This is a genomic window from Sandaracinaceae bacterium, assembly GCA_020633055.1.
GTDB lineage: Bacteria > Myxococcota_A > Polyangia > Polyangiales > Houyiibacteriaceae > JADJJE01.
Map to the genome: position 1 here is coordinate 1 of JACKEJ010000012.1, position 12,629 is coordinate 12,629.

Genomic DNA, 12,629 nt, shown 5'->3' on the forward strand with positions numbered 1-12,629 from the left:
TAGAGCGCCTCCCGCCCAGGACCCACGGGGATGTGCTGCCGGCGCCCGAACATGGCCTGCACGTAGCGCTTGCCCAGGGTGGGCGGGGGAGGCCCCGGCGTCCAGCTCGACTCGCCCACGTCGCGGTTGTCGTAGCGGACCACGTGGTAGCCCTCGGCCGCGATGGCCTCACACAGCGCGTCGGGCCAGGCGATGCGCTGCTGGGCCATGCCCGCGATCATGAGCACCACGGGGTCTCCCGGGTGGCCGAAGGCCTCCCACGCGAGCGAGATGGCGCCGCGCTGCGCCTTGCCCGTTCGCCGCGCGGGGGCGTGGTTGGCCTCCTCGCGCAACGCAGTCCGGTCGGTGCGACCGGCGACGTTGGCGTTGTCTTGGGCAGACGGAGAGGGGGTCATGAGCGGCTCCACGACATCAGCCTAAGCGGTATTGAATCGAAGTCAATAACGCGCGTGGCGATTTTCTCGCGCCTCGACCAGGGGCGACGGGTACCGTAGGAAGCACCCATGCTGGCTCGCTCCTCTCAGGGGGTGGCGCGCGGTCGCGCGCGGCTCCATACGTCGTCGCTGCTGTGCGCTCCGTTGTTCGTGCTGCTCACAGGCTGCCCTCGCGGGCCAGTTCCCCAAGAGCGCGCCGAGGGACCGGCGCGAGCGGCCGACCCTGGTCTCGCTCACGCGCCCAGCGGCGAGCTCCCGCCCGACCATCCACCCGTGAACCCACGCCCGTCCGTCGCGGCCGCCGAACCCGCCGAACCTGAAGGCGACAGCGCGCCCACGCCCGCCCAGGCGCCGCGGCCCCAGGCGCCCCCCCTGGCAGGCATCACGTGGACCCCGCCGGCCAGCTTCGTGGCGCTCACCCCCTCGAACTCGATGCGTGCCGCCGAGTACGCCTCCACCGACGGCCGCGTGAACATCGCCGTCTTCCACTTCCCGGAGATGCGCGAGACGGTGCGCGCCAACATCGAGCGCTGGAAGGGGCAGTTCGACGAGGCCGCTCAGGAGCGCGCCCAGGTCCACACCGAGGGCGTGCACGGGCTGAGCGTCACCACGCTGGACATCGAGGGCGCGAACGCCGGGATGCACGCTGGGCCGAGCGTGGACACGGCCCGTCGTCCGCATCAGCGCATGCTCGCGGCGGCGGTCGTGGCGCCCGGTGGGTTCGTGTTCTTCAAGCTCGTGGGTCCCGCAGACGCCGTCGCCACCGAGCAGGCCGCCTTCCGCGCCATGATCGACTCGCTCGCGCCCACGGGCGACGCGGTCCCCGGGGGGCCGCGTTGAAGGCACCCGGTCCGCGCTCGCCCGGGTCGTCCTCGCGCTTGGATCCGGGGCGCCGCGTGCGCGCCTGGGCATGGCTTGCGCTGCTTGTTTGCGGCCTGTGTGGTGGTCAACGCGCGCGCGCCGACGAGCGCGACCTGTACTTGCTCGAGACCCCCGCCACCTACACCGACGTCGCGGACGCTGCCGATGGCCGCGATCCCTTCGACCTGAATGTGAGGGTGCTGTTCCGCCGCCTGCAGGACCGCGCCGACGTCCGTCGCGAGCGCCCCAGCAGCACCGGACGCACCGAGCTCGAACGGGTGGGAGCGTACCGCATGGTGCGCCACGAGCTGCAGCTGGGCCTCGACATCGGCCTGTTCCGGGACCTCGAGCTGAGCGTCGATCTGCCGCTGGTGCTGAGCGACGACAGGCGCCTCGGGCTGGTCGATGGCGCCCTGCCAGCGGGTCTCGTACAAGCCTCGCCGCTCGTGTCGCCGACGCGCTCCGGCATCGACATGCTGCTCCTGAGCGTGGGCTGGGCGCCGCTCAACCAGTACCGCGACCCTCACTCGCCCACCTGGGTGTTCCGGCTCAGCAGCCGCATCGCCGTGGGCGAGGTACGGCATCCTTGTGTGGCGGGTCAGAGCGACTGTGGCGTGAGCGATGGGACGCACGCGCTCACCTTCGAGACGCGCATGTCGCACCGCTTCCGCTACGCCGAGCCGTACGGGGGGGCTGGCTTCACGGCGCAGTTCCGCGGGCGCGCCGCGGGGGCCTTCGCGCCGGGCGGGGACCTCCCGGGCTATCGCCACGTGAACCCTCCGCTCATCGGCGAGTTCGTGGCCGGCATGGCGCTCATCCCTTGGGAACACCGCGGGAAGTGGCAGCGTCTGACCCTCGACGTGCGCCTGAACGCGCAGTGGGTGGCCCAGGGGCGCGACTACTCGCCGCTGTTCGACGCGCTCGGGACGTCGATGGATCCCACGCTCGCGAACCCCAGCTGCGAGGGCGCGCCAGCGGACGCGCTGGACTGCACGGGTGATCCAGGGGGGCTGCGGCTGGTGCCCTTCACCGGCCTCACGGACGTGCAGGCGCATGGACGCTTGGGTGGGCGCGTGGCCCTCGAGCTGCAGGCCGCGCGCTTCGTGCGGTTCGGCTTCGGGGGGGCCTTTTTCTACACGACGCCGCACCAGATCACCGGGACGGACCGCTGCAACGGCGACGCCGCGCCCCGTGACGCCTCCGATCCGCGCATCGCGGGCTGCGCGCGCGGCATCGTGGATCCGCACTACCGTGTCGTGCTCGACACGCCCGGCCAGCGCTTCTCCCTCGGGGGTCAGCTGCGCATCGACCTCTTCGCGTCGATGCGAGCACAGTTCTGAGCGCTCGGCGGGGTAGGCCCGCGGCGCCGTAACGGAACAAGCCGGGTCAGCGACTGTTGTGGACTCGCGGGCCCGCTTTACACCCACCCGCTCCCCACGTATGGATCTGCAAGTGCACATCGGTGACCCGAAAGACGAGCTGGAGCTCGATGCCGGCGACGGCGACGACGACGACCGAAACGCGGCTGGTCGCGACGACCTCGACGACTTCGATGACTCGGAGGTCATCGAGGCCGAGTTGGTCGACGAGGACGGCGGCGCGATCCCGCAGAAGCTCCTCCGGCGGGCTTCCTCGGACGCCATCGTCTCGAGCAAGGCGTCCCTGGCCGAGCGCGACCCGCTCGCTGCGTACATGCGCGACGTACACCGCTACAAGCTGCTCACGCCGGAGCAAGAGCACTCGCTCGCCGTGAAGTACGCCGAAGAGGGCGACCTGGACGCCGCGCGCGAGCTGGTCACCAGCAACCTGCGGCTCGTGGTGAAGATCGCCTACGACTATCGCCAGGCTTACAAGAACCTCCTGGACCTCGTGCAGGAGGGCAACATCGGCCTCATGCAGGCGGTCAAGAAGTACGACCCTTACAAGGGGGTCAAGCTGTCGAGCTACGCCGCCTGGTGGATCCGCGCCTACATGCTGCGCTTCATCCTCAACAACCACCGGTTGGTGAAGGTCGGCACCACCCAGGCGCAGCGGAAGCTCTTCTTCAACCTCAAGAAGGAGAAGGCGCGACTCTCCGCCATGGGCATCGAGCCGACACCCGAGCGCATCGCCGAGCGCCTCAACGTGCCCGAGCACGAGGTGATCTCGATGGACCGACGGCTGAGCGCCGGCGAGGCGTCGCTGGACGCGCCCGTGGGCGCCGGCGACGGTCGCCAGGTGGCCCGCGTGGAGCTGGTTCCGGGTGGCGGCGCGGGCATGGACGACGTGCTGGCCGAGCAGCAGCTGGGAGACCAGCTGAAGGGCAAGATCCACGAGTTCGGTGAGCTGCTCGAGGGCAAGGAGAAGCGCATCTTCGAGGAGCGCCTGCTGGCCGAGGATCCGCGCACGCTGCAGGACCTGGGCACCGAGTTCGGCGTCAGCCGCGAGCGCGTGCGTCAGCTGGAGAAGCGCCTGCTCGGGAAGCTGCGTGAGTACCTCAGCGCGGAGCTGGGTCAGGCCGTCATCGACGTGTACGAGCCGGCCTGAGCGCCGCGGACGAGGCCGCGCAGGCCGAGGGCCTGAAGCCGCCCTGCCGCGGACGGTCGGTGCGGTTCCGACCCCCGCAGCTCGCCGCGGGTGTCGGTGACGTCGTTGCTGGCGGCGGCGCTCTCAGCGGCCCTCAGGGCTCGTCCTTCGCTGCGTCGGGTTCGCCGTCCGGTTTGCCGTCCGGGCGCGCCACGCGCAGGGCCAGGTCGTACGCTGCGGTGCGTGACAGGCTCGTGGTCGCTGCCAGCGCCTTGGCCACGGTCTTGACCGACATTCCGTCCGCCAGCAGCGCCGCCGCGCGCGCCTCGAGGTCGTCGGTGCTGTCGGGCGCGGCGTCGCGCGGGGCGCCCTCCACGACCACGGTGAACTCGCCGCGGGCGCTCTCCTCGAAGTACGCAGCCAGCTCCGAGAGGGTGCCGCGGCGGACCTCCTCGTGCAGCTTGGTCAGCTCGCGGCAGGCCGCGGCACGGCGCTCGGGGAGGGCCAGCGCAGCCAGCTCCGAGAGCGTCTTCCCCACCCGCGAGGGGGCCTCGAAGAACACGCTGGCTGCCGTGTCCTGGACGATGCCCTCGAGCGCCGCCGCCCGCTTGCTGCCCGTGCGCGGCAGGAAGCCCACGAAGCGAAAGTGGTCGCACGGCAGGCCCGACACCACCACTGCGGTGGTGACGGCGCTGGGCCCGGGGATGCCCTCGACGCGGACGCCGAGCGCGATGGCCCGCGCGACCAGGGCGTGACCCGGGTCGCTCACCACGGGCGTGCCCGCGTCCGAGACCAGCGCCATGCGAGCCCCCGCGGCCAGCTCTGCGGCGATGCCGTCCAGCTGCGCGTCCGCCGTGTGCGCGTGCAATGAGCGCAGCCGGGTGGGGATGCCATGATGCGCCGTCAGCACCCCCGTGCGGCGGGTGTCCTCGGCCAGGATGACGTCGGCTTCCCGCAGCACCCGGAGAGCACGCAGGGTGATGTCGTCGAGGTTCCCGATGGGGGTCGAGACGAGCGAGAGCAGGCCGGCCATGGCAAGCGTGTAGCACGGCGCGGCTTTGCCGTGTTCGGGGGCGAGGCGGCTGGTATCCTCTGCCCGATGCAGCCCTTTGAAGCCTATCCAGAGTCCGCACCACACCCGCCGGGCGCGTCGACCGCTCAGAAGGCGCTGGCGGTGGTGGCCATCATGCTCGGTTCGCTGGGCGTCTTGGGCGGCTGCTGCGGGGCGATGGGCAACATGGCGAGCAGCTCGATGCTCGAGGCTCAGGGGCAGGTCTTGGGTGCCCAGGGCATGCCGAACGCGGAGCAGCAGCGTGCCATGGTCGCGGCGATGCAGGAGGTGACGGCGAAGTACGGGCCGTTCCTGGTCCTGGTCCAGCTGCTCAACGCCGTCGCCTCGACGCTGCTCATCGTCGCGGGGGCCTTCATGCTGAGCGCGCACCAGCAGGCGGTGCTGCTGACGGTCATCGCGTGCGGCGCCAACGTGTTGGTCGACCTCGGCCTCGGGACCGTCACGGTGCTCCAGCAGGTCGAGACCGCGCGCGTCACGCGCGGGCTCCTCGTTGGGCCGGAGGCAGACCCGGCCGTGGCGGGCGTCATGGAGACTGCGTTTCAGGCCAGCATGTTCGGGAGCCTCTGCTTCGTGGGTGGCTGGTTGGTGGTGAAGCTCGGCTTCTACCTCGCCAACGTGCTCGTGGCGCGCCGGACCCCGGCCCGCTGAAGCCGTCGCCGCGTGCCGCGCGGTCAGGTTGCCACCCGTCGTCCACGGAGCGCTCGGCGGCATGAGCGCTTCGCCTCGCGCTCGAACCGCGTGCTACGGTTGGTGCGCGTCGCGCAGCACGATGTCCGCCACCAGGGGCGCGTGGTCCGACAGACCAGGGAGCCCCAGCTCGGCGTGGGCAACCCCGAGCGAGGGCGTCACGTAGATGTGGTCCAGCCGCGCGGGCGGATACAGCATGCCGTTGTTCGGCCACGTGTGCCCGAACCCACGCGCACCGGCCAACTCCCACGCGTCGCTCACGTACGCCCGCATGGCATCCGAGAAGCGGCTGTACGGCGTGCTGTTGAGGTCGCCCAGGACCACCGCGGACACTTCTCGGTGCGCTTCGGTCCACGCGAGGATCTGCCGCAGCGCATCCAGGTGCGACGGAAGGAGGTCCCCGGCGGGGGGCGCCGGGTGCACGCACAGCACGCGCAGTGTGCGCCCCTCGTGCGTGAGACCCGCCTCGATGGCGGGCGCCTCGTTGAGATCGTGGGCGCGCACGTCGTGGAGCGGATAGCGCGACAGCAGGCCCATGCCCCATACTCCCTCGCGCACCACCAGGTGCTGATGCGGGTATTCGTCGAGGAAGCCCTCGTCCCGCAGCCCGTCGGCCCAGGCGGGCGAGAGCTCCTGCAGGCAGACGAGGTCCGGGGCTTGGCGCTCCAGCGGCAGCAGCGTGAGCTCCGGGCGTTCGTTCCACCCGTTGCCGTTCACCGTCGCGACGCGCAGCGCGGACCGCGGCCGAGCGTCCGAGGGAGCGCGGAGCGCGATCTGCGGAACCACCCGCACGAGGTGCAGGGCAACGAGACCGAGCGACAGCAGCGTGAGCGCGCGTTGCGCGCGCGCCAGACCGTAGGCCAGCGTCGCGTAGGCCGGCAGCAGCACGAACGGCGTGTACGCGCCCCAGACGAGGAGCAGCCAGCGCTCGTCGCCGAACGCGGCGCGTGTGGCGGTGAAGGCGAGCAGCGTCAGCACCGCCAACCAGGCGAGCGCGTTCCATCGCGGGAGGGCGCTCGGCGTCGGCGGTGCGGCGGTCTCCGAGGGTGCCATCGCGGCGACGATATCGCAGTGGCTGCCATGGCGCAGCCCAGCGCGCGCGCCGTGAGCAGACGCATCAAGCGGTCGGCATCCGTCGCTCACGTGGTAGCCTGCAGGCCCCGAGCGAACCATGGCCGTCGTCCCCCACACCCCCTCGCGCGGCGAGATCATCGACCAGGCGTACCGCGTCGAGGGAGGCCTCGGCGCGGGCGGCGTGGGGGCCGTGCTCAGAGCTACGCGTCTGCGCGACGGCTGCGAGGTAGCGCTCAAGCGGCTGCACTTGCAGCACGCCGCGGATGCCGAGGCGCGGGCGCGCTTCGAGCGGGAGGCGCGGGCGCTGAACGGCCTCGAGCACCCCCACATCATCCGCATGCTGGACTTCGGCTTCGACGAGCTCGGGCCCTATCTGGTGATGGAGCTGCTCGAGGGGCGCTCGCTGGACCGTGTATTGGCCGAGAGTCCCATCCCCCCCGAGCAAGCCGTCGCCCTCGCCCGGCAGGTGGCCGCGGGGCTCGCTGCGGCGCACGCGGAGGGGGTCGTACACCGCGACGTCAAGCCCGAGAACATCTTCGTCGTCCAGCCCGACAGCCCGCACCCGCTCGCCAAGCTGCTGGACTTCGGTCTGGCGCGCTTCTTCGACCGAGACCGCTGGGCAGAGAAGGAGTCCCTCACACGTGACGGCGCCGTGCTGGGCACGCCGCTCTACATGCCGGCAGAGCAGAGCCTCGGACAGAAGGCCGACACGCGCTCCGACGTCTACGCGCTGGGGGTCGTCCTGTTCGAGATGTTGGCCGGCGCGCCCCCGTTCGACGGCGCTGACCGGCTCGCGTTGGTGCGTGCCCACGCCATGTCGCCGCTGCCGCCGATCGATCAGCACAGGCGCGGGCTCACGCTGAGCCCCGCGCTGCACGCCGTCGTGGAGCGAGCGCTGGCGAAAGACGCCAACCAACGCTACGCCGACGCCGTGACGCTCCACGCGGCGCTCGCGTCGGTCCCGCACCCCGCGGCATGGCTCCGGTGAGCGCCAAGGAACCCAGGCCTCTCCCATGAACCCACACGACCCGAGCCTGCTCGATACCGTGCACGACGACACGTTGGGTCGCCTCGTGGATGGCCGCTATCGGGTGCAGCACGTGCTCGGGCAGGGGGGGCTCGGGCGGGTGTACGCCGCCATGGACGAGCGCCTGGGGCGGCAGGTGGCCATCAAGGTGCTCTTGGCGGAGCACGCGGAGACGCCTTCCCTGCGGGCGCGCTTCGAGAGGGAGGCGCGCGCGCTCTCAGCGCTGTCGCACCCCAACATCGTCACCATCACCGACTTCGGCTTGGATGGCGAGCGGGCGTTCGTCGTGATGGAGCTGCTGGCGGGTCATGACCTCGCCCAGCTGCTGCAGCGTGAGCGGCCGGACATCGGTCGCGCCCTATTCCTGATGCGCGGGGTGCTCTCCGCGCTGGCTTACGCCCATGCCCTGCACATCGTGCACCGCGACCTCAAGCCATCCAACGTGATGGTGCGCGTACTCCCCGACGGTAGCGAACACGTCGCTGTGCTCGACTTCGGGCTCGCCAAGTTCTTGGACGAGGACAAGGTGGACGCCGCCATCACCACGGCTGGCGCGATGGTGGGCACGCCGGCCTACATGTCGCCCGAGCAAGCGTGCGGTGTCCCGGCGGACGCTCGCAGTGACGTCTTCAGCGCCGGGCTGTTGCTGTACGAGATGCTGGTGGGGCAGGCCCCCTTCGCCGAGTGCTCGGGGCCCGAGCTGCTGCGCAAGCGCCTGGTCGAGCCCTCGCCGCCGTTGTCGGTGGCCGCGCCGCATCTGGGTGAGCAGCCCGAGCTGCAACGCTTGCTGGATCGGGCCCTGGCAGCCGAGGTGGACCACCGGTTCGACGATGCGCGTGAGATGCTGCAGGCCTTGGATGCATTGCCCTTGGACTTGCTGCGGTACAGCGGCGCGTCCATCAGCGGGGCGGCCGCGCTTCCTCCATCCTCGGCAGCGTTCCCGTCGGGTCCGGGTGCTGGGCCCGTGGCGGTGATGCCCGTGGCGAGCGCTGTGCCATCGTGGGAGCGGAGCACGTCCACGGGGCGTAGCGTGGCGCTCACGTCGAGCACCGAGGGCGCCGCCGTCGTGTCCTCGGGTTCCAGCGTCCGCTTGTTCGTTGGGTTGGCCGCGCTCGCTGGCGGGGGCCTGCTGACGCTCGGCGCACTGGCGCTGTGGTACTTCGGGTCGCAGGCCGACGACGTTCCTGCCACCGTCGCGCCTCCGCCCATCGTCGCCGCCGAGGAGCCCGTCGTCGCTGCCGAGGAGCAGCCCGCGGCGCTGCCACCGGCCCGTGATCCGTGGCGCCCCCGCCGCCGCTTGGACGAGCAGATGCAGAGCGTCTACTCACGCCTCGAGCGTGGCTCGCAGCCGTCTCGTCGGTCGCTCGGCCGGCTCGCGGCCTACGCCAGCAACCACCCGACCGATCCGCGCCCCCGCCTGCTGCTGGCGCGCGCGTTCGAGGCCCAGGACTGGCTGAGGGATGCGTTGTCCGAGCTCGAGCGGGCGCTCGCCATGGACCCGAGCGTGCGCGGCGACCCGCACGTGCTCCGCATCCTGCTGCGAATCCTCGAGTCGCCCACCTACCACGACGGCGCGGCGAACCTCATCCGCACCTACTTCGGCGAGGAGGCCCGCCCGGCCTTGCGCAGCGCCATCGTCGCCGCGTCGCGCCCCGAGGTGGCCGAGCGCCTGCGCGCCTTCGAGGCAACGCTCTAGGACCTCGCAGACGGACCAACGCACGGACATGCTCCGCCCCGACGCAGAACCCCCTGGCCCTCGGGACGCCCTGAAACCCGCGACACGTCGGCTTCACAGGGTCGGGCTCATCGCGTTGGTCCTCGCCGCCGTCGTCGGACTCGCCGTCGCGCTCTACGTCGCGGTCTATCTCCCGCTGCGATGGGGTCGCACGGTCACCCGCTTCGACGACGTTCACACGTTCGCGACCCACGGGCGCGAGCTGCTCCTCGTCCGCGGCGCCCGGGACGAGCCGGGCGAGCTGTGGCAGGTGGACCTCGACGACGGTCGAGAGCGGCGCCTCTTCGCCGCAGCGGGGCACGCGCATCGTCTCGCCTTCGACAGCCGTTGGATCGTCTTCCACATCACCGACAGCCAAATGCGGGGCCGCCTCGTCGTCGGTGACCGAGAACGACTCGCGTTCTGGGAGATCCCTCTGTTCGGCGTCGCGGACGTCGCCGTCGGAGGAGGGCACATCTACGTCGTGAGCGGGGGGTGGCTCCACGTCGTCGCGGACGGCCGCTTGGTTCGGCTCGCCGAGTCAGCCGACCGGGTCGCCGTCAACGATCGCTACGTGGTCTGGGTCAGCCGCAGCCAGCGGCGCGTGCAGCGGCTCCCGCACCCGACCGGGACAGCGCCCGAGGCTCCGACCACGCTCCTCGAGAGCGAGCTGGCTCCCCGGGACGTCGCGCTCGACGACGATGTTGCCTACGTGCTCCTCCACCATCGTCGCGACGACAACGACCGCTCCGGTCGGCTCGTTCGCGTGCCTCTCGACGGATCGGCTCCGACGACCATGGCGCGCGACCTCAACATGCCACAAGAGCTCCTCATCACCGACCGGGATGTCGTCTTCGTCAACAACCGGCCGATCGACCGGGACGGCGCCCGGAGCGAGCTCCTCGCGGTGCCGCGCTCCGGCGGCTCGACCCGTCAGCTTCTCGATGGAAGCCACTGGGGCCCCCTCGGCCTCGACCGTGACGGCATCCTCCGGTTCGACCAAGGTTGCCTCATCCGCCGACTCCCGTGAACGCCTCCACTGCGCCGGGCCCTGCGGCGGTCCCAGCCGCTGCCCAGCCCAACCTTCACCCGCTCGTGCGCCGCTCTTGCCCAGTCTTGGCTCCGCCGTGGCCCCGGCGCAGGATGTCCATCATGGTGACGCCCTTGATGTCCACGTTCCGCTCTCCCCGCCTCGTCCTCACACGCCCATGCGCGCTCTCCTCGGCACGGCGCTCGCTCGCGCAATGGGTCGCGCTGCTGCTGGGGGGGCTCGCGGTCGCCGGGTGCGACGGGGCCGCGCCTCTCTGTTCCGCGGCCGACGTGTCCGTGAGCCTCCCGACGTCCGATGCGCTCTACTGGTGGGCGGGCGACGAAGCGCCGCGTCCCACGTACGTGGTCACGCGCACGGGCGACACCGCCTGTCGTCTCGAAGCGAGCACGGACACGGCGGGCGTCACGGCCACCTACGACGACGCAGCGGGGGAGTTGCAGGTGGAGCTCTCGCCGCGAACTCCTGCGGGGCTTCACCACGTGCAGGTCTCTCTCGCCGGGGCGGACGTGTCGGCCGAGCTGACGCTCACGCTGCGCCACCTGCCCGAGCCCCCACGGGACGCCAGCCGCCATGTGGTGGTGCTCGGCGTGGACGGCCTGCGCCCCGACGCCATCGCGCCCGCTCGGACGCCCACGTTGGACATGCTCTTCGCGCACGGGGTGGGCACCTTCGCGGCCCAGACGCAGCTCACGGGGGACACGGTGTCGGGTCCAGGCTGGGCGTCGATCCTCACGGGCACGGAGGTGGAACGCCACGGCGTGACGAGCAACGAGACGGCCGTCATGGAGGGCATCAGCCGCGCCGTCCCCACGCTGCTCGGGTCCGCGTTCGACGCGGGCCTCGACACGGGGCTGATCGTGCACTGGCTACAGCTGCCGCTGCTGGTGGAGAGCGGCCCCGCCGCGGGCTTCCGCTTCGGGGACGACCCCATCGTCGCGAGCACCGCGGTGCGCTACCTGACGCAGCCCCGCGACCTGTTGTTCCTGCACTTCGACGACTGCGACCACGCGGGGCACGCCACGGGCTACGGGCCCGAGAACCCGGACTACATCGCGGCCGTCGAGGGTGTGGACGCGAACGTGGCGACCGTCATCGACGGCGTCTTGGCCCGGCCCACCTACGCCGAGGAGGCGTGGATGTTCGTGCTCGTGACCGACCATGGCGGGGAGGGCACGGGGCACGGGGCGCGCAACCCCATCAACCGCACCATCCCGCTGCTGTTCGTGCGTCCGGGCGTGACGCCTGCGACGCTCGACGCAGCGAGCCACATGGACGTGACGCCCACCGTGCTGCGCTACCTCGGGATCGAGAGCAGCGCGTCGTACGATGGTCGGGTCGTGACGGAGGCGCTGCCGTAGCGCGGCAGGGGTCTGGTCCGCTACCTTCGCGGGTGATGAGCAGCCTGCGCGACATCGGCGTGCGCCTCCACGCGCACTACATCTTCAACTGCTACGTCGTCGAGGATGGCGGGGCTGGCGCGCCGTGTGTGGTCGACGCCGGCATACCGCTCAACGGCCGCGCCGCGCTCACGTCGCTGCGCGAGCTCGGCGCGGGTTCGGAGGCGGTCCTCACGGCCACGCACGCCCACAGCGATCACGTCGCGGGTCTGCCGCTGCTCCACGAGGCGACCGCGGCCGGCATCTGGCTGCCCCGCAAGGTGCAGGACTACGTGCAGGGGGAGGCGCCCCGCAGCCCTGGTCCCCGGGCCATGCTGCAGTTCGTACCCGTCTTGTTCCAGCAGCCGTTGCATTGGGCAGCCCTGCGCGAGGCGCTCGACACCGCGAAGGACGCGGGCTTCGGGGTAGGGGAGTTCCGCTTCGACCCGCCCGTGCGCGGCTACCTGCGCGACGGGCGCGAGCTGCCTGGCGCGCCCGACTGGGAGGTGCTGGAGACGCCGGGACACACCGACTGCTCCACCTGCCTCTGGAACGCGAAGACGCGCACGCTCATCTCGGGGGACACGGTGGTCTCGGTCAACGGGCGCGCGTGGTTCAACCCGGAGTACGTCGACGAGGCCGCCTCGGCGTGCACCGAGGAGCTGCTCCGGCAGCTGCCCGTCGAGCACCTGCTTCCCGGTCACGGACTGCCCGTATCGGGACCCCGCGTCATGGCCGAGGCCCTCTCGTTCCGGGAACGTCCGCGGGGCTGGTCGGCGCTCTCGTGCTTCAAGCCGCGCGCGTCACGTTGACCGATCCGACGCGCGC

12 protein-coding genes are annotated in these 12,629 nt (G+C 71.5%); 9 read left to right on the top strand and 3 right to left on the bottom strand.

All coding sequences use genetic code 11. The features are described from left to right. The coding region (locus H6726_26445; protein MCB9661216.1) for a hypothetical protein at positions 1-395 on the bottom strand (395 nt) is incomplete at its 3' end. Between the two features lie 108 nt (positions 396-503). Between H6726_26445 and H6726_26450 the strand changes: the two genes are divergently transcribed. The 3 genes from H6726_26450 (at position 504) to H6726_26460 (ending at position 3,821) form a co-directional block, all read left to right on the top strand. After that, a complete protein-coding gene (locus H6726_26450; GenBank protein ID MCB9661217.1) occupies positions 504-1,274 on the top strand; it encodes a hypothetical protein in 771 nt (256 codons plus the stop codon). 56 nt (positions 1,275-1,330) lie between these two features. Further along, positions 1,331-2,635, top strand: a complete 1,305-nt coding sequence (locus H6726_26455; GenBank protein MCB9661218.1) for a hypothetical protein — start codon at positions 1,331-1,333, stop codon at positions 2,633-2,635. A gap of 352 nt (positions 2,636-2,987) precedes the next feature. Next, on the top strand, positions 2,988-3,821 hold the full coding sequence (locus H6726_26460; GenBank protein MCB9661219.1) for an RNA polymerase factor sigma-32: 834 nt from the start codon (positions 2,988-2,990) through the stop codon (positions 3,819-3,821). A gap of 133 nt (positions 3,822-3,954) precedes the next feature. On the opposite strand, the gene rsmI is transcribed toward H6726_26460, so the two are convergent. After that, positions 3,955-4,833, bottom strand: a complete 879-nt coding sequence (gene rsmI / locus H6726_26465) for a 16S rRNA (cytidine(1402)-2'-O)-methyltransferase (GenBank protein ID MCB9661220.1) — start codon at positions 4,831-4,833, stop codon at positions 3,955-3,957. Between the two features lie 66 nt (positions 4,834-4,899). Here rsmI and H6726_26470 point away from each other — a divergent pair, with 66 nt between their 5' ends. Then, positions 4,900-5,520, top strand: coding sequence for a hypothetical protein (locus tag H6726_26470; GenBank protein ID MCB9661221.1), 621 nt, complete (start codon positions 4,900-4,902; stop codon positions 5,518-5,520). Between the two features lie 93 nt (positions 5,521-5,613). Here H6726_26470 and H6726_26475 read toward each other — a convergent pair whose 3' ends face one another. Next, the gene (locus tag H6726_26475; GenBank protein MCB9661222.1) at positions 5,614-6,612 is read right to left on the bottom strand and encodes an endonuclease/exonuclease/phosphatase family protein; all 999 of its coding nucleotides are present in this window, start codon (positions 6,610-6,612) and stop codon (positions 5,614-5,616) included. Between the two features lie 118 nt (positions 6,613-6,730). Here H6726_26475 and H6726_26480 point away from each other — a divergent pair, with 118 nt between their 5' ends. The 5 genes from H6726_26480 (at position 6,731) to H6726_26500 (ending at position 12,613) form a co-directional block, all read left to right on the top strand. Continuing rightward, positions 6,731-7,621, top strand: a complete 891-nt coding sequence (locus H6726_26480) for a serine/threonine protein kinase (GenBank protein MCB9661223.1) — start codon at positions 6,731-6,733, stop codon at positions 7,619-7,621. A gap of 25 nt (positions 7,622-7,646) precedes the next feature. Further along, complete coding sequence (locus H6726_26485) at positions 7,647-9,356, top strand: serine/threonine protein kinase (protein MCB9661224.1); 1,710 nt, start codon at positions 7,647-7,649, stop codon at positions 9,354-9,356. A 28-nt stretch (positions 9,357-9,384) separates the two neighbouring features. Continuing rightward, on the top strand, positions 9,385-10,404 hold the full coding sequence (locus tag H6726_26490; protein ID MCB9661225.1) for a hypothetical protein: 1,020 nt from the start codon (positions 9,385-9,387) through the stop codon (positions 10,402-10,404). A 122-nt stretch (positions 10,405-10,526) separates the two neighbouring features. After that, positions 10,527-11,783: an alkaline phosphatase family protein gene (locus H6726_26495; GenBank protein ID MCB9661226.1), complete on the top strand. Its 1,257-nt coding sequence runs from the start codon at positions 10,527-10,529 to the stop codon at positions 11,781-11,783. 35 nt (positions 11,784-11,818) lie between these two features. Continuing rightward, on the top strand, positions 11,819-12,613 hold the full coding sequence (locus H6726_26500; protein ID MCB9661227.1) for an MBL fold metallo-hydrolase: 795 nt from the start codon (positions 11,819-11,821) through the stop codon (positions 12,611-12,613). Positions 12,614-12,629 lie beyond the last annotated feature (16 nt).